The organism is Embleya sp. NPDC001921 (assembly GCF_053594475.1).
The window spans coordinates 87,935-112,481 of the sequence record NZ_JBSFEO010000013.1 but is presented as its reverse complement, the minus strand read 5'-3'; the positions used below and the strand labels follow the sequence as shown (position 1 = coordinate 112,481).

The following is a 24,547-nucleotide window of genomic DNA, read 5'->3' as shown; positions in this document are numbered from 1 at the left end:
CTCCCCCTCCCGGGGCGGACGCAGTCCGGTCTCCCACCGTCACCTCGCGGCGGCGGCGAACCGCGAGGTGACGACGCGGCCTCCGAAACCACAAGAATCCCGACCCGACGTCGGCGGCCGGCTTACGGATTGACCGGGTCGATCACCTTCACCAGTCGCGCTGTTGCCTGCCCCGCGCGGTGGCGCGCGTTCGTCCGCATCTCCCCCGAGGTAGGTCATGACTTTCGATCCGAACGACTATCCCCTGCTTCCCCCCGAGTTGGCGGCCGCCATGGTCGGCGTTCCCATGATGCCGCCCATCACCGCGAACAGCGTCCGCGCCGTCCGCGAGCACGCGAGGGCCGCATCCGCGCGCCGGCCCGGGTCCGAGGTCCATCGGGTCGAGGACCGCACCCTGCCCGGCCCGGGCGGGACGATCCCCGTGCGCGTCTACGCGCCCTCCCCCGCGGCGTCGTTGCCCGTGCTCGTGTTCGGCCACGGCGGCGGATGGTCCGTGTGCGACCTCGACACCCACGACGCGCTGTGCCGGGAGATCGCCAACCGGGCCGGCGTGCTCGTCGTCTCCGTCGACTACCGTCTGGCTCCGGAGAACCCGTACCCCGCCGGGCTGGAGGATTTCTACACGGCGGCGTCGTGGGTCGTCGAGCATGCGGCCGACATCGGCGCGGACCCGGCACGCGTGGCCGTGGGCGGCGACAGCGCCGGCGCGAACCTGGCCACCGTCACCTGCCTGATGGCCCGTGACCGCGGCGGCCCGACATTCCGCTGCCAGATGCTTGCCTACCCCGGACTGGACGCGGTGTCGCAGCGCCCCAGTTGGACCGAGATGGCCCACGCGCCCATGGTGAGCGCGGCGACCGGCCGTTCGATGTGGGCCGCGTACACGGCCGGGCACGACCCGCGCGACCCGTACCTGTCTCCCGTGCACGCGAGCGACCTGTCCGGCCTGCCCCCGGCGATCATCGTCGCACCCGGCTACGACCACGGACGCGACGACTTCGCGGCCTACGCCGTCGCCTTGACGAAAGCCGGCGTCGAGGTGGAGTTCCGCCCCTACCCCGGCATGTTGCACGGCTTCCTGTCGTACTTCGCCGCCGTCCCGGCCTGCTCGCGGGCACTCGACGAGGTGTGCGCGGCCCTGCACAAGGCGCTGACCACCGATTGACGTCGACCCGTCCCCGGTCGCGCGAAACCGCGTGGTTTCGTGCGACCGGGGCGACCTGGGGGACCCGGGCGACCCGGGCGACCCGGGCGACCCGGGCGATCGGAGCGGTCGCGACGGTCACGTCGCGGGGGGCAGGTGCCATTGGAGTTCGATGTGTTGCCCGAGGCTGACCAGGCCGCATGCCACGACGTCGGTGCGGACGAAGGCCTGGACCATCGTGTCGGTCGCGGCGCCGGGATCACCGGGGCGAAACACCGCCACCACCTCGACGCGGCCCGCGAGTTCGCCGCCCTCGCGACCGGCCGCCTCGATACCCGCCAGGCCCGCCTCCAGCGCCTCCTCGGACGGCAGCCGCAGCCCGAAGTGGTACGTGTACTGGGGATGCGCCCGCATGTGCGTGCTCCAGGCCGACCGTGCTCGGGCGAGCGGCCCGTCGGCGGCCTCGGTGTCCAGTTGCTGTTCGAAGGCCCACTGCTGGGGGGTCACCTCGGACGCGTACAGGACGTTGCTCCGGTAGTCGGTCACCCCGGGTTCGACGAAGGCGCTGAAGAAGTGACCTCCCCGGTCCAGGACACGACACCCCAGCAGTTCGAGCAGCCGCCGGGCGTGCGTGCGCTCGCCGGGACGGTGCAGCAGTTCCACGTGGGTGATTCGCCGCGAGACGGGATCGTCCTCGGGTGCGGCCATACCGAAACTCCTCGTCCGAAGGGGGGCCGACCCGGTCGAGACCTGATGCAGCCATTCACATCATGGCTATCATGGTTATGATGAGCTTCACAAGCTGACGATCCCGCTCGCCGTCTGATTTCGCGTATACGTTACACATAAATTGACGGGCGTCCGTCGTCTCGGGTCTTCATCCCAAGGAGCCTTCATGCACTACGCAACCATCGGTCGGACCGGCCTCAAGGTGTCCACCCTCGGGCTCGGCTGCAACAACTTCGGCATGCGCATCGACCAGGCGGCGGCCTCACGCGTCGTCGACGCCGCCCTGGACCGCGGCATCACGCTGTTCGACACCGCCGACATCTACGCGGGCGGACGCTCCGAGGAGATCCTCGGAAAAGCCCTCGGCACCCGCCGCGACGACGTGGTGCTCGCCACGAAGTTCGGCGGGGCGGTCGCCCCCGGCCCGTACGGTGGCGGGTCGTCCCGGCGACACGTGATCCGCGCCTGCGAGGGCAGCCTGCGCCGGTTGGGCACCGACCACATCGACCTGTACTACCAGCACTACCCCGACCCGCAGACGCCGATCGAGGAGACCCTGACGGCTCTGGACGACCTGGTGCGCGCCGGCAAGATCCGTTACGCCGCCGCCTCCAACCTCGCCGCCTGGCAACTGGCCGACGCCGTGCACACCTCGCGCGCCCGCGGCACGGTCGGCTTCGCCGCGGTCCAGTTGGAGTGGAACCTGCTCTCGCGTGCCGCGGAACACGAATCGGTACCCGCGGCCGCGCACTTCGGGGTCGGGGTCATCCCGTACTTTCCCCTGGCCTCGGGGCTGCTCACCGGCAAGTACCGGCAGGACGAGGACTTTCCCGAGGGATCGCGGTTGGCGACCCTGCCCTACTTCGCCTCCATGGCCACCGACGCCAACTTCGCCGTCGTCGAGCGACTGCGGGCGCTGGCGAACACCGGGCGCACCATGACCGGCCTGGCCCTGTCCTGGCTCGCCGCCCAGCCGACCGTCGCCTCGGTGCTGGTCGGCGCCACCTCGGCCGAGCAGGTCGCCGCCAACGTCGCCGCGCTGGAGGATCTGCCCACCGAACTGCTCGCGGACATCACGAAGGCAGCCGGCGGACACCCGGGGTAGGTCGGGAGCCGGACCCACGAACGAGCCAGGCGCTCGGCGTCGGTCACCCGCGCGCGGTCGGAGGATCGACGTCCGCGCGGGGATCGTTGTGCTCGGCCTCGAGGGTGTTGCGCCAGATGGTGGTCAGCGTGTCGAGGATGGCGGAGCGTTCCCGGCTCCAGCGGCCCGCCATCCACGAGGGCATGAACGTCTCCAACTGCGTGATCAGCAGGTAGGCGCGCCGCTTGGCCTCCGGCTTGGAGAAGTGTGCCCAGCGCTCGGGCGGCCGGGTGAGCAGGGCGACGAACTCCTTGACGTGCTCCTGGTGCTGGTCGCGCAATGCGTGCGGCAGTTGCTCGGCGAAGATCCGCAGCGCCTGCCGGTTCTCCTCGCCCCGCGTGACGTAAGTGCCCAACCACGCCCGGATGCTCGCGTGCGACCAGTCGGGCAGTTCGCCGAACGCGGCGAACATCGCGGCCGTGTCCGCCCAGATGCGGTCGGCCAGCTCGGCGACGATGTCGCCCTTCCCGGTGAAGTGCAGGTAGAACGTGGCCCGGGCGGCTCCCGCCTCGGCAACGATGTCGTCGACGGTCGTGGCCTCGTAGCCCTTCGCCTCGAACAGACCGGCCGCGGCCGCGATCAGTCGCTGCCGTGTGTACCGCTTCTGCTGGGCACGAAGGTCCGGGGCCGAGGGGCGGCCCGCGGAATCGGAGGATCGGCGCGCGGGGACGGGCATGTCGCCAGCCTACCGATCCGACGAAGACGTCCGACATCGGTGACCCGGGAACGATCGGGTGGGCCGAGCAGTCCCTCTCCGCGGAGCCGGAACTCGCGGGCTGAGCACGGCGCCCGCAGCTTTTGACCCAGCCACCGGGCCCGGCGGCTCGACGGGATGACGGCGTCGAGGTCGGCGAAGACCGCGACGCGAGAGGACCATCCGTCTACGCCGACGAAGCGCTGCTGAATATCGGGTTTGTCGGCGCCTTGCGGACCCGCTTCGCCGTGGGGCCCATCCCGGAGGTGTCCTCGGCGAGGGACTCGACCGCCGCGATGGTGATGTCGATGACAACGTCGTAAAGGCGGTCGAAAGCACCGGGCAGCGCGTCGACCACCGGGCCCACCTCGGCCTTCTCCGCCGGATCCGCCTCGTCGAGCGCCTCCCGCAGGACGGCGGACATCTCGGCCGCGGGGACGCGCGAGGCGGCCAAGGTCGCCTGGCCCATGATGGTCGTGCCGATGAGAGCGATGGCCATGGCCAGATCCTCATCGCCCAGTTTCAACGGCCGCAGCATCTCGGTCAGCAGTGCGAAGGACGGCAGCCAACTCGGTTGACGGGTGGAGGCGATGTACGGCAGCAACTGTGGATAGGGCCGCAGGTGGTCCATGCTCAGCAGCATCCAGCCGCGCAACTGCTCCTGCCAGGTCGCGCCCGTCGGCTTGTCGAACCGCATGTCGGACGCCACCCGGTCGGCCACCGCGTGGAGCAGGTCGTCGCGGTCGGGGAAGTACCGGTACAGCGCCATCGGCGCCGAGTCGGCGGCTTCCGCCACCCGCTTGATCGTCAGCGGCGTGCCCGGATTCTCGTAGACCAGTGCCACGGCGGCATCGACGATCTTCTCGCGGGACAGTCGCGGCGGACGGCCACGACCGCGCGTGGCCGCGGCCTTTGCCGGCTGAGTCATCGATGTCCCTTTCACCGCGCATTTCACCGGTGCCGAGCGTACGCTCCGCAAGCTACGCGCGGCCCGGCCGTGTACGCCGAACGCACCGGCGCGAACCCGTGTGCCGATTACACGCACTGGCCACCACCAATTAGCGTACGGCATTACCGATGCCGCTCGGGAACCACCCGAAGCGACCCGCGAACCGGACTCCGAGGCCGCCGTGACTCCGGGCTCCCCCGAAGCATCCGGGACGCGCCGGCCCGGTGCGCGCGTACACCGTCGAGGGCGGGCCGAAAGCGATGCCCGGGCGCCATGTCGTCGCCGAATCAAAATAACGTACTCACTACACTAAATGCCTGCGGCAAGCAACGACGACCACCTCCGCTACGCTCCGGCGCTCGAGGCGGTCGACGTCGCCGTCCACTGACCCGCTCCAGGGCGCCGGACCGTCGATCGGACGAACGCGCGGGGAGTGCCGAGCCCGCGCGCCACTTCGGTCATTCTTCGCGGGCTGCCGACCTCGCAGCCCCCAACTCCTTGGTAGGCACCGTGCTCCGCTTCTCCCCCGGGTGTCGCTTCACTCACTTCCGCCGCCGTCGTCGGCGGGCTCTCGCCGTCGCGGCGGCGACCGTGCTGGTGGCAACCGCCTGCGGGTCACCGGGGCAGCCAAGCCCCGACCCGTGGTCGACGCCCGGACCAGGCGGGGTGCTGCGTGTGGCGGTGCCGACGGATCCACCATCCTTGGACCCGTTCACCACTCCCTCCTACGCGGTCGCCTACGGACACCTGCTCGCCGCGATCTACGACCCCCTGGTGTGGGCGGACCCCGCCACCGGCACCATCCGGCCGCACATCGCCGAGTCGCTCAGCCCCTCCCTCGACGCACGCACCTGGACCCTCGTCATCCGCCCCGGAGTGACCTTCTCCGACGGCCTGCCGTTCGATGCCGCCGCGGTCAAGGCGAACTGGCGGGTTCACGCCGATCCCACCATCGGGTCCGCCGGCGCGATCGCCGCCACCGGCCTCAAACTCACCGTCGCCGACCCTCTCCGCCTCACCATCGAACTCCCCGGCCCCAACGCGCACTTCGACCGTGCGGTCGCGAACAACCTCGCCTACATCGCCTCTCCGCGCACCCTGACCGACCTGGTGTCCCTGCGCACCAAACCCGTCGGCGCGGGCCCCTTCGTCCTCGCCGAACGCGTTCCCGGCCGGCGGTTGACGCTGCGCAGGAACCCCCACTATTGGCAGCCCGGCCGCCCCTACCTCGACCAGGTCGAGGTCACCGTCCCCTCGGCGGGGAAAACCCCGGCCGAAGCGATAGCGGCCAAGAACTTCGACCTGACCACCGTCAGCGACCCGGCGCAGGCGACGGAGGCGACAACCAAGAAGCTCGGCGTCGTCCCCCTACAACTCGGCGGCGGCCGCATGCTCGTCTTCAACACCCGCAGGCCGCCGTTCAACGACCTGGCCGCCCGCAAGGCCGTCGTGAACAGCCTCAGCGCGGGCGACATCGACCGCCGCTTCTTCCAGGGCGTCGGCACCCCCGCACAGGGGATCTTCGACACCACCTCACAACTCGCCAACGGCCGGCTCACGGCGCGCGACGACGACCCCGAAGCCGCCCGCGCGGGTTTCGACAAACTCACCAGCGGCGGGACCCGACCCTTCCGCTTCACCTTCGTCGCCGTGGGCGGCGGGAACCCCGACTCCCAAGCCTCCTACATCCAGCGGCAGGTCGAGCGCTTCCCCGGCGTCCACCTGCAGATCGACGACGTCGATACCGCCACCCTCATCCGCCGGAACGTCTCCGGGGACTTCGACATGGCCGTGACCGGTCTGTGGATGAGCGACCCCGAACCGGTGTTGTACGACTTCCTGCGCCCCGGCAGCCTCACCAACATCAGCGGGTACTCCAACGCCGCGGTCACCGAGGCGATGAACGCGGGCCGGCTTGCGATCAACCCCGCCACGCGCCGCGACGCCTACACGCGCGTCCAGGTCCGACTCAATGAAGACCTCCCCTTCTGGGTCTACCAAGAGGCCGCCAACACCGTCGTCTTCGCACCCTCCATCACCGGAATCCAGCCTCACAGCGACGGCCTCGTCCTCTTCGACCGCATAGGCCTGCGACGCTGATCTCCGCCGCCCGCGAAGGCACCGTCGACGCAGCAGGTGGGGGCAGGAGCCGCCACGTGCGGCGTGACCCGGTCTGCCGCGATCGCAGTAGGCGCAAACGACTGCGTTCGGGCGACGACGAGCGGGACCCGCGCCGGGCATCGTGGTGGCCGGCGCCGACCTTTGGTTGGTCGACGGGCAGCCGAGACTCCCCGGCACGCCCGCCGCATCAGGGCTCGCGCGTACCCCGTCACCCGCAAGATTCCCCGGAGGCTCCATGTCCCCGCTCGCCCGTTGGTGCCACAAGCACCGACTGCTCGTCGTTCTCGTGTGGGCGGGGGTACTTTTCGCCCTCGGGGTTTCGGCGCTGTCCGCCGGGGCCCGGTTCGGCAACGACTCCAAGATGCCGAACACCGAGTCGGCGACGGCAATCGAGCTGATGCGGGCACACGCGCCGGCCGCGGCGGGTGCGAGCGGGATCGTGGTCTGGCAGACCGTCGACGGCTCCGACGCGACCGCGCCCGGCGTGCGCGAACACATGAGCGCCGTGCTCGACACCATCGCCCACGCGCCCGGCGTGGTGGCCGTGGAGAGTCCCTACACGGCCGGGGGCACCGGTCAGGTCAGCGAAGACCGGGACACGGCCTACGCCACGGTGAAATTCGCCGGGGACGGCGACGGCCTCGACAAGGCGGACGTCCACAGGGTCGAGCAGATCGCCGGCGACGCCCGCACCGACAACGTGCGGGTGGAACTCGGCGGCAAGACCTTCACCGAGGCCCCGAAGGCGTCGAAGTCGAGCGAGATCATCGGCGTCGCGCTCGCCGCGATGGTGCTGTTCCTGGTGTTTCGCTCCGCGTGGGCGGCGGCTCTGCCGATCGTGACGGCCGTGGCGGGTGTGCTCACCGCGATGCCGGCCACCATGCTGCTGAGTCACGTGATGACACTGTCGGACGTCACTCCGACGTTGGGGGCGTTGATCGGGCTCGGGGTGGGCATCGACTACGCCTTGTTCATCGTCAACCGGCACCGCCGCAACCTCATGGCCGGCGCCGACGTGGGCGCGTCCGTGGCGCGGGCCCTGGACACCTCCGGGCGGGCCGTGGTGTTCGCCGGACTGACGGTGGTGATCGCCCTCCTGGGCATGCTCACCCTGGGCATCGGCGTCCTCAGCGGCATGGCGCTGGGCGCGGCGCTGACCGTGACGCTGACGGTGCTCGCCGCCGTCACACTGCTGCCGGCCCTGTTGGGCATGCTCGGTCCGCGGGTACTCGGCCGCCGTCAACGACGGGACCTCGCGGCGAACGGGCCCCGGCGACAGCACGACGCGGCCGGGATCTGGGGGCGTTGGTCCGCGAAGGTCCGGCGCCACCCCAAGCGGCTGGGTGCGGTCGCCCTGCTGATCGTGACCGTGTGCGCGATCCCGGCCCTGTCCTTGCGGCTCGGCGCGGCCGACGCGGGCAACAACCCGACGTCGTCCTCGAGCCGGAAGGCGTACGACATGCTGGCGGACGGGTTCGGCCCCGGCTTCAACGGCCCGCTCGTGCTGGCCGTCCAGACACCCGACGACGCGGCTCGCCAGGGGTTGACCCGGTTGATGGACCGCCTCGCGCACACCGACGGCGTCGCCGCGGTGAATGCCCCTGCGGCCTCGCCCGGACGGACGTTCTCGGTCGTCTCGGTGGTGTCGGACGGCTCCCCGCAGTCCAAGCAGACCACCGACCTGATCGAGCGGCTGCGCGACGACGTCATCCCGGCCGCGGAGCAACACAGCGACCTACGCGTATATGTGGGTGGCGCCACCGCGTCGAGCAACGACTTCGCCGCGGCCGTGGTGGCCGAACTCCCGCTGTTCATCGGCATCATCGCGGCGCTCGGCTTCATCCTGCTGACCATCGCCTTCCGCAGCGTGCTGGTGCCGCTGATCGGCGCGCTGACCAACATCCTGACCCTGGGAGCCGCGCTCGGGACGATCGTGCTGGTGTTCCAGCACGGCTTCGGCAGCGAACTCCTGGGAGTCGGCTCGGCCGGGCCGATCGAGGCGTTCGTACCCATCCTGGTCATCGGCGTGATGTTCGGACTGTCCATGGACTACCAGGTCTTCCTGGTCAGTCGCATGCACGAGGAATGGACCCGTACCCGTGACAACCACCACGCGGTGCGGGTCGGCCAGGCCGAGACCGGCCAGGTCATCGCGGTCGCGGCGGCCATCATGTTCACCGTGTTCGCCGCGTTCGCCGGCGGCGGCATGCGGGTGATCGCGACGTTCGGCGTCGGCCTCGCGGCCGCCATCGCCCTGGACGCGCTGGTGGTACGCATGGTCCTGGTACCCGCGTTGATGCACCTGCTCGGCCGGGCCAACTGGTGGCTGCCCCGATGGCTGGACAAGGCGTTGCCTCGGATCTCCGTCGAAGGCGCGCCCGAGCCCGACGAACCCGTCCGGCCCGTCCAGCCCGTCGACCACCCGGTGTCCGCCGGGCGCTGAGCGGCCACATCCGTCTCCGGGATCGGCGCGTTCCACCGCGTGCCGGTCCCGGCTGCGTACCGTGCAGGAGTGCAGATGATCAAGTCGGCGCGGAACCACCTCGCCCGGCACCCCCGGGCGCGTGACGCGCTCCCGGCCGTGCTGCTGGTGGTACTGGCGGTCTTCGCCTCCATGGCCGGCCCGTCCGGGTGGCACGGTCCACGCGCCGCCCCGGTGCTGTGGACCGCCGCCGCGTGTGTGCCGCTGGTGTGGCGCACCCGCGCGCCCGTGGTTGCCCTGGCCGCCGTAGTGGCGGTCGAAGGCCTGCAACTCGCCGTCGTCGCGGACCCGGTCCTGGTGCCGGGTGCGAGCCTCGTCGCCCTCTACACCGTGGCCTCGCGGCTGCCCCGGGCTCGAGCCTGGGCCATCGGCCTGGCCGCCTGCGTGGGCATGACCGCGGCGCTGGCCGCGTCCCGATCCGAAGGCATCCTCGATACGGGCACGCTCGCGTGGTTCGACGTACTCGTACTCGCCGTCGCCGTCGGGGACACCACCCGTTCACGGCGCGCCTACCTGGCCACGCTGCACGACCGCGCCGAGCACGCCGAACGCACCCGCGAGGACGAAGCCGCCCGGCGGGTCGCCGCCGAGCGCGTACGCATCGCCCGTGACCTGCACGATGTCGTCGCCCACCACATCACCCTGGTCAACGCCCAGGCCGGCGTCGCCCGGCATCTGGTGCTGACCGACCCCGAGGCCGCCTACCGGGCGCTGGGACAACTGACCGACAACAGCCGGGCCGCCCTGGACGAACTACGGGCCACCGTAGGCCTGTTGCGCCAAGACGGGGACGCCCACCCACGCACCCCCTCGCCGACGCCGGCCGACCTCGACGAACTCGCCGAGGCGTTTCGCCGCACCGGCCTGCCGATCGAGATCACCGTCACCGGCACGCCGCGGCCGGCGACGCCGTCCGTCGAACTCGCCGCGTTCCGCATCATCCAGGAAGCGCTCACCAACACGGCCAAGCACGCCGGACCCGCCACCGCCCACGTCCACCTGGACTACGGCGAGCGCACCCTTCGCGTCGACATCACCGACACGGGCCGGGGAAGCCGGGCCGGCGCCACCGACCACGACGGACACGGCCTGATCGGCATGCGCGAACGCGCGCACGCCTTCGGCGGCACCCTCGACACAGGCACGGGTGACCGGGGTGGATACCGCGTCACGGCCGAACTCCCCCTACCCATCGCCCCCGGAAGCGCCGGAGCCCCCCGATGACCATCCGCGTCCTCCTCGCCGACGACCAGGCACTCCTGCGCGGCACCTTCAAACTCCTCATCGACAGCGACCCGGACATGGAAGTCGTCGGTGAGGCCTCCAACGGCGCCGAGGCAGTCGAACTCGCGCGCACCGAACGCGCCGATGTGGTCCTGATGGACATCCGCATGCCCGTCCTCGACGGGATCGAGGCCACCGCTCGCATCGGTGCCGACGAGGACCTCGCCGGCGTCAAGATCCTCATCCTCACCACCTTCGAGGTCGACGAACACGTCGTCGACGCCCTGCGCGCCGGTGCCGCCGGCTTCCTGGGCAAAGGCGTCGACCCGCCCGACCTCCTCGACGCCATCCGCACCGTCGCCGCCGGCGACGCCCTGCTCTCGCCCACCGCCACCCGCCAACTCATCGCCCGGGTCGTCGCCCAACCCACCGCCGCCGACCCGCGCACCACCCGCCGACTCGACCTCCTGACCCCGCGCGAACGCGAGGTCACGACCCTCACCGCGCTGGGCCTGTCCAACAGCGACATCGCCGAACGCCTGCACGTCACCGCGGTCACCGCGAAGACCCACGTCAACCGGGCCATGACCAAGCTCGGCGCCCGCGACCGCGCCCAACTCGTCGTCATCGCCTACCAAACCGGCCTCGTGAAACCCGGAGCCTGAACCTGCGATCCCGGCAGCCGACCTCGTCATTGCCGGACAACGGGTCACGGCGCCACCCGCACACCGACTCGGCGGTACAAGGTCACCGCCTTGAGGGGCCCACGAAGGCCGGCCCGTCAGTGCCGTGTGTACCGGTTGACGGCTCGCGGAAGGCCGAGGCGGGCCCGCAGGGTGGTCGTGGTGTAGCCGGTACGGAAGGCCTTGCGTTGCCGAAGCTCGGGGACCAGGGCGGTGGTGATCGCCGTCAGGTCGTGGGGCAGGGCCGCGGGGCGTAGGCGGAAGCCGTCGAGGCCCGCCGCGCTCCAGTCGAGAAGCAGGTCGGCCAATTCGCCCGGGGTGCCGGTGAAAATGTCCGCGTCGGAGGCCAGGGCGGCGCCGTCCAGGCCGTCGAGGCGGCGCTTGCGCCGGGCTGCGGCGCCGGGTTGGTCGTCCAGGAAGACCACCAGGTCGGCGAATCTCCGCAGCGGTTGGTCAACCGGTCGTCCGACCTTGGCTTTGGCCTTGTCGACCTCGCCGAGGATGGTCGCGATGTCCGCGCGGGAGTGCGGCGTGAGGTAGACGACGTCGGCGGCCGCCGCGGCCAGTTCGTACGGTACGGAGGCATGGGCGAGGACGGTGACCGGTGGTTGGCCCTGGGGCGGGCGCGGGGTGATCGAAGGGCCGCGGATGCTGAAGTGTTCGCCGACGAAGTCGATGTGGTGCAGTTTGTCGCGGTCGATGAAGCGTCCGGTCGCCGCGTCGCGGATCTCCGCGTCGTCCTCCCGGCTGTCCCACAGCCGGCGGGCGACCTCGACCACGTCGGCGGCCTCGCCGAACAAGGCGCGCAGGCGCTTGGCGATCAGTTCCGTCTCGCGGATGTCGTCCGGGGTCAGGGCGGGTGTCGTACGCCTGCCGAAGTGGGTGGCGTCGGCGGCTCGCGAGGAGATTTGCGGACGCCGGCCCGCGCGGCCGCGGCTCGCGTGGTCGAGCGTGGCGATCCCGGTCGCGACGTGGAACGGTTCGGTGTGGGTGACGTTCGTGGTCGCGACGAGTCCGATGTGGGAGGTCAGCGGGGCGAGGGTGGCCGCGAGCAGGACCGCGTCCAGTCGGCCACGCACCTGGTCGGTGCGGTCGTCGGACCGCTCGAACGAGGCGGATTGCATGGCGAGCGCGTCCTCGAAGGTGACGAAGTCGAGCAGCCCGCGTTCGGCCTCGGCGACCAGGTCGGCCCAGTAGCGGGCGGTGAACAGGTCGGCGGGCCGGGCGTCCGGCTCACGCCAGGCCGCGGGGTGCCAGCCGGCACCGTCCAGCGCGACGGCGAGGTGCAGCGGGGTCACGATGTCTCCTTCGCGCGTGGCGCTTTCAGGCCGAGGTGGTCGCGGAGTGTGGCGCCGGTGCAGTCCGTGCGGAAGACACCCTTCTCCCGGAGCGGTGGGATCACCCGGTCGACCGGTTCGTCCGGTCCGGTGGGTGTGGGGTGGGGGACGAAGACGAAGCCGTCCGCGGCGTCGCTCTGGACGAACTCGTCGATGGCTCGGGCGATTTCATCTGCGGTGCCGACGAACGTCGGTTGTCCGGTGACCTCGATGACCAGTTCGCGCATGTTCAGCCCCCGCGCGTCGGCGAGTTCCCGCCATCGGCGGGCAGTCGCGTCGCGAGATGGATCTGCTTCACCGGCACGACGCGACCGCCCGCCTGCCGCGGTGGCGGCGCGCCGGCTCGGCTCGGCCATGACCCGGGGCCGGCGCCCCGGGCCGCGTAATGTGAATGCGCATGGCCCGCATGATCGAACCTTCACACTTATGCGAAGGTCAATCCGACCCGACATGGCGTCGATCACATCGACTCGCGCGCCACCAGGGGAGCGATGACCGGGCCCCGGCCGGGTCCGTCGCTCCGCCTGGCCGGCCGGCCCGGGCCGCCGTCGACGCCGATGTCCGCGGAACCCGCGGCCGCCCGGGGGCTCCCCCGGTGAGGCCACGGTCAAAACGGCGGTTGCGCCGCCCACGCGGCGCCGGCGCGACCGGAATCGCCGGCTCGTGACCTATGTCCCCTGGGTGTTCATGGCGTTGATCAGGCTTTGCGGGCGCATGTCGGTCCAGGTGCGTTCGATGTGGTCGAGGCAGGACTGGCGGCTGTCCTCGGGATGCGCCACGGTCCATCCGGCGGGGACGTCGAGGGTGGCGGGCCACAGTGAGTGCTGGTTCTCGTCGTTGACCAGGACGAGGTAGGTGGCGTCGTTGTCCTCGAAGGGGTTGGTGGTGTGGGTCATGTCGGCTCTTTCCGGTTGTGCGCTGCCGGTGCCGGTGCACCGGCGGGAGCGAGGTCGGGGTCGGGAGCGGGGTCGGCGTCGGCGTCGGCGTCGGGGTCGGGCGTGCCGGCCGGGACGGTCGCGGCGATCCGGTCGAGGCGAGCCGCGAGGGCGGGGCCGATCCGGGCGAGCGCGTCCGGCTGCATCAGCCCGTTGTGGCGGGCGGCGATCTCGAGCACCTCGATCCGCCCGCTGACGTGCGGGCGCCACGCCGCGGGCTCGGGGGCGAGCGGATCGCGGTCGGTGGTGGCCTTGAACACCAGCATGTCCCCGTCGAACACGCCGGGGGTGAACGCGTGCGCGGCCAGGGCGTTGTGGTCCAACACGGCCGCGACGGCCGCGAGTTGGTGCGGCTGCAGACCGGCCAGGACATGCTCTCGTTCGCGCAGCGCCCGGGCGAGCCCGTCGTAGGTCGCCGGAAGCGGGGTGGAGGCGTCCGGGTCACCGTCGAGAACGAGAGCCAGGTGTTCCGCTCCGCGCTGAAGGGTCGATGCGTGAGGGGAGATCCCGTACAGGGGGTAGGCGTCGAGCACGGCCAGCAACGCCGTGTGCTCGCCGCGCGTGGCCAGTTCGGTGGCGATGGCGTGCGCGATCAGTCCGCCGGCGGACCAGCCGAGCAACTGGTACGGCCCCTGCGGCTGCACCTCGCGGATCTGTTCCAGGTAGTCGGCGGCCATCTGCTCGACCGACGCGGGGGCCGGTTCCGGGTGGGTCAAGCCACGGGCCTGAAGCGCGTACACGGGTTGCTGCGGGTGCAGGTGGCGCAACAGCCCGCCGTACGCCCAGCCGACGCCGCCGGCGGGATGGACGCACCACAGCGGCAGCCGGCTTCCGTGCGGGCGCAGCGGCAGTACCACCTCCATGACGTCACCGGGGCGTCCCGTTCCCGCGCGCTCGGCCAGGCCGGCCGGGGTGGGTGTCTCGAAGAGGGTGCCGAGTGTGATGTCGACGCCGAGGACGGCGCGGATGCGGGAGATGAGGCGGGTGGCAAGAAGGGAATGGCCACCGAGGTCGAAGAAGGAGTCGTCGGTCCCGACGGCCGGCACATCCAGAATCTCGGCGAACAGTTCGGCGAGGACCTGTTCGTGGGGGGTTCGTGGAGCGGTGCGGGTGTCGTCCTCGGCGTTCGACCGGTGTTCGGGGGCGGACAGTGCCGTGCGGTCCGGTTTGCCGTTGGGGGTCAGCGGCATGGCGTCGAGGAAGACGAACGCCGAGGGGACCATGTACTCGGGCAGGTGCTCGCGCGTGTACGCGCGCAGTTGTGCGACCGTCGGGCTCTCGCCCGGCGTGGGTACCAGGTGGGCGGTGAGGCGTTTGTCGCCGTGTCGGTCCTCGGGGGCGGTGACGACGGCCTGGGCCACGCCGGGGTGCGCGGTGACAACGGCTTCGATCTCGCCGGGTTCGATGCGGAACCCGCGGATCTTGATCTGCTGGTCGCCTCGTCCGCGAAATTCCAGGCCCGCGCCGTCGCCACGCCATCGGGCGAGGTCGCCCGTGCGGTACATCCGTTCCCCGGCCGCGCCGAACGGGCACGCCACGAACCGCTCCGCGGTCGGGCCCGGACGGTTCAGGTAGCCGCGGGCGACGCCCGAGCCGGCGAGGTACAGCTCGCCGGTCACTCCCGGCGGCAGCGGATCGAGGGCGGCGCCGAGGACCCAGGCGTGCATTCCGGGCATGGGGTGGCCCAGCGGCAGCGGCCGATCGGTGGCGACCACGGGTCCGAGCCGGTGGTGGGTGGCGAACGTCGTCGTCTCGGTGGGGCCGTAGACGTGGACCACCACCGTGCCGGGACAGGCTTGCCGGATCCGGGCGACGGCGGAAGGGGAGACCACGTCGCCGCCGGTCAACACCTCGCGCACGCCGGCGAGGCAATGCGGTTGCTGTTCGGCGATCAGGTGGAACAGTCCGCAGGTGAGGAACACGGCGGTGACCGCGTGGCGGGTGAGGACGCGGTGGAGGGTGTCGACGTCGAGGGGGTCGGGTGGGGCGAGGACGACGGTGCCGCCGTTGAGCAGGGGTGTCCACAGTTCGTAGGTGGAGGCGTCGAACGCGGTGGGCGAGTGCGCCAGGACCCGCTCGTGCGCGCCGCCGCGCCAGGTGGGGATCAGTGCCAGCGCGGCCACGTCGTGGTGGGTGACGGCGATGCCCTTGGGTTCGCCGGTCGACCCGGAGGTGAACATCACGTACGCGAGTCGGCGCGGATGGCAGGCGATGCCCGGGTCGGCGTCGCTGTGGTCGCCCTGTTCGAGCGTGCTCAGCGTGTCGGGTGTCAGTAGCAGCACCGCGTCGGTCCGGCGCATGATCAGGTCGATGCGCGAGGGCGGGAACCGCGGGTCCAGCGGCACGTACACCGCTCCGGCCTTGACGACCGCCAACAGGACCGCGACCAGGTCGAGGGAGCGTTCCAGCATGATCGCCACCGTGTTCTCGGGTCGTACCCCACGGTCGATCAGGGCGTGCGCGAGGCGGTTCGCGCGCTCGTCCAGTTCCCGGTAGGTCACCGTCGTGTCGCCGGCGATCACGGCCGGCGCGTCCGGCGTGGCCCGCGCCCGCCGGGCGAACAGCTCGGGCAGTGCGGCCCACGGCACGCCCTCGTCCTGTGCCTCGGGCCGCCCGGTGCCGGACCGCAGCGTGTGTCGCTCGTCCTGGGAGAGCAGGTCGATGCGGCCGATGGGTGTGTCGGGATCGGCTGCGGCGGCCCGCAGCAGTCGGGTCCATCGTGCGGTCAGCGTCTCGATCGTGGACCGGTCGAACAGGTCGGTGGCGTACTCGAGCGTGCCGTCCACACCGGCGGGATCGCCGCCGGGGCCGAACCGTTCCTCCAGGCCGAACGCGAGGTCGACCCGGGCGGTTCCGGTGTCCAGGGGTACCGCGCCCGTGCGCAGTCCCGGCAGGACGAGGTCTTGTGCCGGTGCGGGATGGAGGCCGAGCATCACCTGGAAGAGGGGGTGTCGGGACAGCGACCGGGTGGGGTTGAGTTCTTCCACCAGTTGCTCGAACGGCAGGTCTTGGTGGGCGTAGGCGGTCAGGGCGTTGTCGCGGACGCGGGCGAGGAGTTCGGCGAACGTGGGGTCGCCGGAGGTGTCGGCGCGCAGGACGAGCGTGTTGACGAAGAATCCGACGAGGTCGTCGAGGGCTTGGTCGGTGCGTCCGGCGATGGGGCTGCCGATCGGGATGTCGGTGCCCGCGCCCAGGCGGGTGAACAGGGCGGCGAGCCCGGCCTGCAGGACCATGAACAGGCTCGCGCCGTGGCATCTGCCCAGATCGGTCAGGGCGGCGTGCACCGCGGCGTCGAGTTCGAAGGCTAGGTGCTCGCCGCGGTGGGTGGCGGCCGCGGGGCGGGGGCGGTCGAAGGGGAGTGCGAGCTGGTCGGGCAGACCGTCCAGGGCGCCTTTCCAGTAGGCGAGTTGGCGGGCGGCGAGACTGTCGGGGTGGGCCGGGTCGCCGAGCAGATCGTGCTGCCACAGGGTGTAGTCGGCGTATTGCACCGGCAGCGGTTCCCATCCGGGTTCCTCGCCGCGGGCCCGGGCGGCGTAGGCGCGGGCCAGGTCGCGCGAGAGCGGGCCCCTCGACCAGCCGTCCCCGGCGATGTGGTGCACCAGGAGCAGCAGCACGTGCTCGTCCGGTCCGGTGGCGAAGAGCTCCGCGCGCAGGGGCGGTTCGACGGCGAGATCGAAGGAGTACCGGGCGGCGGCGGCGAGCCGCTCCCCGAGGTCGCTCTCGTCGAGCGAGGTGACGGGCAGACGCAGGTGCCTGCGGGTCTGCGTCGCGTCCAGCACCCGCTGGTGGGGCACTGCGTCTTCCGACTGGGGAAATACCGTGCGCAGGCTCTCGTGTCGGTCTGCCACGTCGGCGAGGGCGGCGTGCAGGGCTTGTCGGTTCAGCCGGCCGGTCAGGCGCAGCGCGAGGGGAATGTTGTAGGTGGGGCTGGGGCCTTCGAGGCGGTGCAGGAACCACAGGCGGCGCTGGGCGAAGGACAGCGGCACGTTCGGGGGGCGTTGCCCGCGGCCCAGGGCGGGCCGCCGGACGGCGCTCCCCCGGTCGAGTCGCCCGGCCAGGTCGGCTGGGGTGGGGGCTTCGAAGAGGGTGCGCAGTTCCACGTCGGTGTCGAGGACGGCGCGGATGCGGGAGGTGAGGCGGGTGGCGAGGAGGGAGTGGCCGCCGAGGTCGAAGAAGTTGTCGTCGGCGAACACGTGCGGAAGGTCGAGGATTTCGGCGAACAGTTCGCACAGCAGACGTTCCTGCGGGGTGCGTGGGGCTCGCTGGTGTTCGGCCGCGCGGTGTTCGGGTGCGGGGAGCGCGGAGCGGTCGAGTTCGCCGTCGGTGGTCAGCGGCAGGGCGTCCAGGGTCGTGAACGTCGAGGGGATCATGGATTCGGCCAGATGCCCGCGTGCGTGCGTCCTCAGGTCCGAGGGGTGCGCGATGCGGCCGGCGGTGGGAACCAGGTAGGCGACCAGGCGTTTGTCGCCGTTCCGGTCCTCGCGGACGACGACGGCGGCCCGGTCCACGTCCGGGTGGTCCGCCAGGACGGCTTCGATCTCGCCGGGATGGAAGCGGACACCGCGGATCTCGACCCGGTCGTCGGTGCGTCCGCGGAAATCCAGTCCGTTGTCGTGCGGGCGCCGTTTCGCGAGGTCGCCGGTGCGGTACATGCGTTCGCCGGGCCGCCCCCATGGGCAGGCGACGAACCGCTCGGCGGTTCGGCCGGGCCGACCCAGGTAGCCGCGGGCCAAGCCCGCCCCGGCGAGGTACAGCTCCCCGATCACTCCCGGCGGCACCGGCCGCAGGGCGGCGTCCAGCACGTAGGCGCGCATGCCTGCGCCGGGCCGGCCGATCGCCGGGGCGGAGCCGGTGGGGGCGAACGCGGCACTCGTCGCCGCTACGGCGGCGTGCGCCGGCCCCGACGGCGGGTCGGCGAGCGCGGACATCGGGTCGGCCGGCGGGGCGAGCACCACAGTGGCGCCGGACAGCAGGGCGGCGCACAGGTCCCGGACGAAGACGTCGAAGGCGGGAGCGGCCGGCACCCGGCTGCCGGCGCCGAGTCCGAGCTGCTCGGCCCGGGTGGCGGCCAGGTGGGGGATGCCGGCGTGGGTGACGGTCACGCCCTCGGGGCGACCGGTGGCGTCGAAATCGTAGATGACACAGGCACTGTGCCGGGGATCGACCGCGATGCCCGGGTCCGTGGCCGGGCGTTCCTCGCCCAAGGCGGTGACGGTGTCCGGGTGGTCGACGACGAGCGCGGGGCGGGCGTCGTCGAGCATCGACCGGATGCGAGCGGCCGAGGAGCCCGGGTCGACGAGCAGGTAGGCGGCCCCGGCCTTGAGCGTGCCCAGGATCGCGACGACGAGGTCGACCGAGCGGGGCAGCACGAGGGCGACGATGTCCTCGGGGCCGATGCCGCGGGCGATCAGGGCGTGGGCGAGCCGGTTGGCACGGGCGTTCAGCTCCCGATAGGTCGACTCGCCGTCGCCGGCGATCAATGCCGGGGCGTCCGGTGTCTCCTCCACTTGTGCGGCGAACAGTGCCGGCATCGACCGTTGCGGCGTCGCGGTGGCGGTCCGGTCGAACTCCGGAAGCACTCGCCGGCGTTCTTGTACCGACATGATCTCCACGTCGCCGATCGCCCGGTCGGGGTCGGCCGCCACCGACACCAGCAGGCGCCTCCACCGGTCCGTCAGCGCGTCGACGGTGGCGGGGTCGAAACTGTCGGTGGCGTATTCGACGATGCCGGCGATCCCGTTCGGGGCGCCGTCGGGGGTGTGCTGTTCGGTGAGGCTGAGCGTGAGGTCCATGCGCGCCGTGCCGGTGGGTGTCGGCCGGCCGCTCACCCGCAGGCCGGGAAGCTCGAATGTCCCGGCGGGGGTGTTCTGCAGGACGAGCATGACCTGGAACAGCGGGTGGTGCGCGAGTGAACGCGCCGGAGCCAGCTCTTCCACCAGGCGTTCGAAGGGCAGGTCCTGGTGTGCGTAGGCGGCCAGGTTGGTGTCGCGAACACGGGTGAGGACTTCGCCGAACGAGGGATCGCCGCTGGTGTCCGTGCGCAGGACCAGGGTGTTGACGAAGAACCCCACCAGGTCGTCGAGGGCCTCGTCGGTGCGCCCGGCGATCGGGGTGCCGATGGGGATGTCGTGCCCGGCACCGAGCCGGCTGAGCAGGACGGCGAGACCCGCTTGGAGGACCATGTGCAGACTCACCCCGCGTTCGCGGGCGAGGCCGAGCAGCGCGGCATGGAGGTCGGCGCCCAGCGTGACGTCGGCGGTGGCGCCGTGGTGGGTGGCCGCCGCGGGCCGGGGCCGGTCCGCGGGCAGCGCGAGTTGCTCGGGCAGGCCGGCCAGCGCCCGGCGCCAGTAGGCCAGTTGGCGGGCGACCAGGCTTTCCGGATCCGCCGATTCCCCGAGAAGGTCCCGCTGCCACAGGGTGTAGTCCGCGTACTGCACCGGCAGCGGCTTCCAGCCGGGTGCCTCACCGCCGCGCCGCGCGGTGTACGCCGCCGCCAGATCCCGTGCCAGTGGGCCCATCGACCAGCCGTCCCCGGCGATGTGGTGCACCACCAACGACAGCACGTGCTCGTCCGGGGCCAGGGCGAACAGTTCGGCGCGAATCGGCGGTTCGGTCACCAGGTCGATGCCGCGGCGCGCCGCCGACGCGAGCCGGGCCTCCAGCTCCGCCTCGCCCACGGACGTCACCGCCAGGGACAGGTGCCGACGCATTCGCCTCTCGTCCAGCACCCGCTGACAGGGCAGCCCGTCCTCGGACGGGGGGAAGACGGTGCGCAGGCTCTCCTGTCGCACGGCGACGTCCGCCAGGGCCTGCTCCAGCGCCGCCGGGTCGAGGTCCCCGAACAGGCGCAGCGCGAGGGCGATGTTGTAGGTGGGTGTGGGGCCGTGCATGCGGTGCAGGAACCACAGGCGGCGCTGAGCGAACGACAACGGCAGCGGCGCCGGACGCGGCTGCGGGCGCAGCCCGGGCCGGGCCCGCCCCGCCGCGTCGAGCCGGGCGGCCAGGCCGGCCGGCGTGGGTGCCTCGAACAGGGTACGGATCCCCACCTCGACGTCCAGCACCGCGCGCAGGCGGGAAATGAGGCGGGTGGCGAGCAGGGAGTGGCCGCCGAGGTCGAAGAAGGAATCGTCGGCACCGACCCGGGGCACGCCGAGGACCTCGGCGAACAACTCGCCCAGCACCTGTTCGTGTGGGGTGCGCACGGCCCGGCCGCCCGCGCCGGGACGGTGCTCGGGAGCCGGTAGCGCGGCGGTGTCCAGCTTGCCGTTCACCGTCAGGGGAAGTGCGTCCAGGGTGGTGAACTCCGACGGAACCATGTAGTCGGGCAGGTGCCCTCGCGCGTGCTCACGCAGTTCCAGGGCCCGCGCACCGCTCGGGGCCGGGACGATGTAGGCGACCAGGCGCTTGTCGCCGGGCCGGTCCTCGCGGGCGATCACGGCGGCCTGGACCACGTCCGGATGCGCCACGAGGACGGTTTCGACCTCGCCGGGTTCGATCCGGAAACCGCGGATCTTGACCTGCCGATCGGCGCGGCCGAGGTAGACCAGAGCGCCGTCCGCGCGCCGGCTCACCATGTCCCCGGTGCGATACATCCGCTCGCCCGCCGTCGCGTACGGGCAGGCGACGAAGCGTTCGGCCGTGAGGCCGGGCCGGTTGAGGTAGCCGCGGGCGAGACCTTCGCCGGTGAGGTACAACTCGCCGGGCACGCCGGGCGGTACCGGCTGCAGGGCGGCGTCGAGGACGTGGACGCGCAGGTCGGGCAGGGCGGTGCCGATCACGCTGGCGCCGGCCGCGGCGGCGGTCTCCCGGTCGAACGCGGCGTGGGTGGCGTACACCGTGGTCTCGGTGGGGCCGTACATGTTGACCAGCACGGGCGCGGCGTCGCCGTGGCGGCTGTACCAGTCGTCCAGGCGGGCGGGGTCCAGGGCCTCGCCGCCGAGGAGCACCGTGCGCAGCGACAGCGCCTGCCCGATCTGTGGGGCTTCGCGGTCGGCGTGCATCAGGGGATGGAACGCGGACGGAGTCTGGCAGAGCACCGTCACGCGCTCGTCGGCCAGCAGGCGCAGGAACTTCCCCGGGGAGCGGGTGGTGTCGTGGGGGACGACGACCAGGCGCCCGCCGTGCAGCAGCGCGCCGAAGATCTCCCAGACGGAGGCGTCGAAGGTATAGGAGTGGAACAGCGCCCACACGTCGTCCGGGCCGCACGCGAAGAGGTCTCGGGTCGTGGAGAGCAGCCGCACCACGTTGCGGTGCGGGATCACCACACCTTTGGGTCGGCCCGTCGACCCCGAGGTGTGGATGACGTAGGCCGGATGCCGGGGATCGATGGCGACGACGGGATCGGAATCGGGGCAGTTCTTCAGCAGCGCCGCCGTCGAAGGGTCGTCCAGCAGCAGCGAATCCGTGCCCGGGGCGGGATCGATCGCGGCCCGGATCGCGGCATGGGTGAGCAGCAGGGCCGCGCCGGTGTCGGCGAGCGTGGCCGCGATCCGCGCGGCGGGGCAGCCGGGTTCGATGGGCAGGTACGCGGCACCGGCCTTGAGCACGCCGAAGATCGCGGTCATCATCTCGACGCCGCGGGGCAGCACGAGGGCGACGATGTCCTCGGCACCGACTCCGCGGGCGATCAGGGCGTGCGCGAGCCGGTTCGCACGGGCGTTCAACTCCCCGTAGGTCACGGCGTCGTCCCCGCACACGACGGCGACGGCCTCCGGGGTGGCGCGAGCACGGACCTCGAACAGCCCGGGCACGCTGGTGTCCGCGACGTCGGCCGGCACCTCGTCGCGGCGGCCCGCCGGCTCGCGGCGCTCACCGTCGGAGAGCAGGTCGAACGCGCCGACACGCCGATCGGGGTCGGCCGTGGCCACGGCGTCCAGAAGGCGCAGCAACCGCGTTTGGTGGTCGACCAGGTCCGCGTCGCCGTATCGGTCCGCGTCGGCGTGCAGTTCCAGCCGCATCCCGGATCCGTCCCGCTGCTCCAGGGCCACGAGCGTGGGGGCGGCGACGGCTCCGCGGGAGAGGTTGTGCATCGTGGAGCGGTGGCCGGCGAACGTGAGGGAGGCGCCGAACGTCATGACGTTGACGATCATGAAGAACCGGGAGCCGATCCGGTCGGGCAGGCCGAGGTCGCGAGTCATGTCCTCGCCGCGGTAGCGCTCGTGCACCACCGCCTGCTCCACCGCCTGGTCGACCCGGGAGAGCAACTCGGCCAGCGGCATGGCCGAATGCACCTTCAGGCGCAGCGGCACGACGTTGGCCAGTACTCCCGGGATGTTGAGCAGGTCACGCCGCGAACGGCCGGAGACGACCAGGCCGAGCAGCACGTCCCGCGCGCCGGTGAGCCGGTGCGCGTACGCCGCCGCGGCGGCGACGACGTAGCGCGACCGCTGTGTCCCGCTCTGCTCGGTCGCCTTGCGCAGCGCCTCCGGAGATGCCATCGGGCGCGCTTGGGTCCTCCGGGCGGCACCGGGAAACCACAGGCCGTCGCCTGCGCCGACTTCCGTGTGCGCGAGGTCCGGCCGGGCGGGCAGCGGGGCCGGGTCGGGCAGGTCGGCGAGCACTGTCGTCCAGTGCGCGCGGTCGGCGTCGTACTGCCCCGAGGTCCGGTAGTCCAGGTCGGCCCGCACCAGATACGCCGGCGACCCGAACGGGGAGGCTCCCGTCGCCCTTCCGGCGACCATGGCCGTGTACACCCGTGCGACCCGGCGCGCGACGAGGGCGAAACCGAAGCCGTCCATCACCAGGTGGTGGCTGCTGCCGTACCACCACCAGCGATCCGTCCCCAGTCGAAGCAGCGCGAACCGGAACAACGGGCCGCGAGACACATCCATGGGGGTGTCCATGTCCGCTGTCATCCACTCCCGCGCCGCCGCCTCCGGGCAGGCGTCACGGCTGAGGTCGACACACGGAAGCGACAAGTCCGGGCCCGCGTCCACGACTTGCACCGGGCCATCCTCGCCCTCGATGACGCGCGCCCCCACCGCCTCGGTCTCCGACACGGTCTGCCGCAGCGCGGCCTCGAACAGCGCGGCGTCGACCGGGCCGTGGATCTCCACGCACTCCGCGACCCGGTACGCCGCTCCCCCACCGGGCGAACGCTGCTCGGCGAGCCAGAACTCCCGCTGCGCGGAGGTCAGCGGCAGCGTACGGGAGACGGCTCCCTCGCGCCCCTGCACGGGGTTCGAACCGGGCTCCGGGTCGGGATCGGACACGATCGTGGCACCAGGGCTGGACAACGCAAGACCTCCGGGAGGCTCGGACAACGGACAGGGGACCACGGCTGCGGGGTCGGCCGGGTGCGCCACCCGGGCGAACACTGCCGAGGAACGAAAGCCACGAGAGCGGCGACCGCCATATCCGCATCGTGCGTGGCGACTTCCGGCGCGGGCCGTCCGTGCGTGCCCGTGCACCGATCGCCGACCGCGCCTTGTCGTCCGCGCGGCATTTCTCCGAACATACGAAAAGCCAACCAGAGGGTTATTCGAGTGGGCAACGAGCCACTGCGCAGCGCACCACGAACGAGTGAACAACCCTGGGCCGCCTGGCGGGCCCGAGACGACACCTGGCGAACGTCGGCTCGACACACGACCAGGCCGAGGCGGCCGGGCGGGCACACGGGCCGATCGGCCACGCAACCGCGGTCGCCTTCCGGCCGGGCGTGGCGCGGCAAGTCGTCCCGTGAGGGGTCGCCGCGCTCGACGCGGTCGGCATCCGGTGGAGTGATGTCGGTGTCCGGCGGAACCCTCGGACACTCGGACACTCGGACACTCGGACGCCGGCGCCTACGACCGGGTCCAGGTCACCGCCGGGGTGCGTCGCATCGCCCGGGGCCGGATCGAGCAGGCGGGCTCGGGCGCGGTGATGGTCATGCCCTGGGGCGCCGACTACGGGACCGGGGTACTGTGCCCCGCGCCTGGTCGTCGCCCGAGCGGGCGCTGCACGAGCGGGCGCTGCACGAGCGGGTGTTCACCATGGCCACCGTATTCATGAAGCTCCGCCTGCAACGCCCCGATCGCCACCACTACGCGGCCGCGTCGATCCCCGCGACTGGGCCGAGGCCGCCGCCCCCCCCGGCATCTCGTCCCGATCGGCGGTACGGCCGCGGT

The 24,547-nt window shown here is 72.0% G+C and carries 13 protein-coding genes; 6 read left to right on the top strand and 7 right to left on the bottom strand.

Features of this window, described 5'->3' with window-relative positions; genetic code table 11:
- Nucleotides 1-217 precede the first annotated feature (217 nt).
- Complete coding sequence (locus ACWCPW_RS17635) at nt 218-1,165, top strand: alpha/beta hydrolase (protein WP_449762462.1); 948 nt, start codon at nt 218-220, stop codon at nt 1,163-1,165.
- Between the two features lie 117 nt (nt 1,166-1,282).
- Here the strand turns inward: ACWCPW_RS17635 and ACWCPW_RS17630 are convergent, their stop codons facing one another.
- Nucleotides 1,283-1,852, bottom strand: coding sequence for a hypothetical protein (locus tag ACWCPW_RS17630; protein WP_449762461.1), 570 nt, complete (start codon nt 1,850-1,852; stop codon nt 1,283-1,285).
- Nucleotides 1,853-2,039: 187 nt separating this feature from the next.
- Here ACWCPW_RS17630 and ACWCPW_RS17625 point away from each other — a divergent pair, with 187 nt between their 5' ends.
- Nucleotides 2,040-2,978 carry an aldo/keto reductase gene (locus tag ACWCPW_RS17625; RefSeq protein ID WP_449762460.1) on the top strand — a complete coding sequence of 313 codons (939 nt, stop codon included), beginning with the start codon at nt 2,040-2,042 and terminating at the stop codon, nt 2,976-2,978.
- 43 nt (nt 2,979-3,021) lie between these two features.
- Here the strand turns inward: ACWCPW_RS17625 and ACWCPW_RS17620 are convergent, their stop codons facing one another.
- Nucleotides 3,022-3,693 carry a TetR/AcrR family transcriptional regulator gene (locus ACWCPW_RS17620; protein WP_449762459.1) on the bottom strand — a complete coding sequence of 224 codons (672 nt, stop codon included), beginning with the start codon at nt 3,691-3,693 and terminating at the stop codon, nt 3,022-3,024.
- Between the two features lie 205 nt (nt 3,694-3,898).
- Complete coding sequence (locus tag ACWCPW_RS17615; RefSeq protein WP_449762458.1) at nt 3,899-4,639, bottom strand: TetR/AcrR family transcriptional regulator; 741 nt, start codon at nt 4,637-4,639, stop codon at nt 3,899-3,901.
- 723 nt (nt 4,640-5,362) lie between these two features.
- On the opposite strand from ACWCPW_RS17615, the gene ACWCPW_RS17610 reads away from it, so the two are divergent.
- From ACWCPW_RS17610 to ACWCPW_RS17595, 4 genes are all read left to right on the top strand, one after another.
- Complete coding sequence (locus ACWCPW_RS17610; protein ID WP_449762457.1) at nt 5,363-6,760, top strand: ABC transporter substrate-binding protein; 1,398 nt, start codon at nt 5,363-5,365, stop codon at nt 6,758-6,760.
- 256 nt (nt 6,761-7,016) lie between these two features.
- Complete coding sequence (locus ACWCPW_RS17605; protein WP_449762456.1) at nt 7,017-9,224, top strand: MMPL family transporter; 2,208 nt, start codon at nt 7,017-7,019, stop codon at nt 9,222-9,224.
- A gap of 75 nt (nt 9,225-9,299) precedes the next feature.
- Nucleotides 9,300-10,487, top strand: coding sequence for a sensor histidine kinase (locus ACWCPW_RS17600; RefSeq protein WP_449762455.1), 1,188 nt, complete (start codon nt 9,300-9,302; stop codon nt 10,485-10,487).
- Nucleotides 10,484-11,152 carry a response regulator gene (locus ACWCPW_RS17595; protein ID WP_449762454.1) on the top strand — a complete coding sequence of 223 codons (669 nt, stop codon included), beginning with the start codon at nt 10,484-10,486 and terminating at the stop codon, nt 11,150-11,152. The genes ACWCPW_RS17600 and ACWCPW_RS17595 overlap by 4 nt, the downstream gene beginning before the upstream one ends.
- 116 nt (nt 11,153-11,268) lie before the next feature.
- Here the strand turns inward: ACWCPW_RS17595 and ACWCPW_RS17590 are convergent, their stop codons facing one another.
- The 4 genes from ACWCPW_RS17590 to ACWCPW_RS17575 all read right to left on the bottom strand — a co-directional run bounded on the left by ACWCPW_RS17590 (nt 11,269) and on the right by ACWCPW_RS17575 (nt 23,653).
- Complete coding sequence (locus ACWCPW_RS17590) at nt 11,269-12,468, bottom strand: LLM class flavin-dependent oxidoreductase (protein WP_449762453.1); 1,200 nt, start codon at nt 12,466-12,468, stop codon at nt 11,269-11,271.
- Nucleotides 12,465-12,734, bottom strand: coding sequence for a hypothetical protein (locus ACWCPW_RS17585; RefSeq protein WP_449762452.1), 270 nt, complete (start codon nt 12,732-12,734; stop codon nt 12,465-12,467). Before ACWCPW_RS17585 ends, ACWCPW_RS17590 begins: the two co-directional genes overlap by 4 nt.
- A 441-nt stretch (nt 12,735-13,175) precedes the next feature.
- A complete protein-coding gene (locus tag ACWCPW_RS17580) occupies nt 13,176-13,403 on the bottom strand; it encodes an MbtH family protein (protein WP_449762451.1) in 228 nt (75 codons plus the stop codon).
- Nucleotides 13,400-23,653: an amino acid adenylation domain-containing protein gene (locus ACWCPW_RS17575; protein WP_449762450.1), complete on the bottom strand. Its 10,254-nt coding sequence runs from the start codon at nt 23,651-23,653 to the stop codon at nt 13,400-13,402. The genes ACWCPW_RS17580 and ACWCPW_RS17575 overlap by 4 nt, the downstream gene beginning before the upstream one ends.
- Nucleotides 23,654-24,547 lie beyond the last annotated feature (894 nt).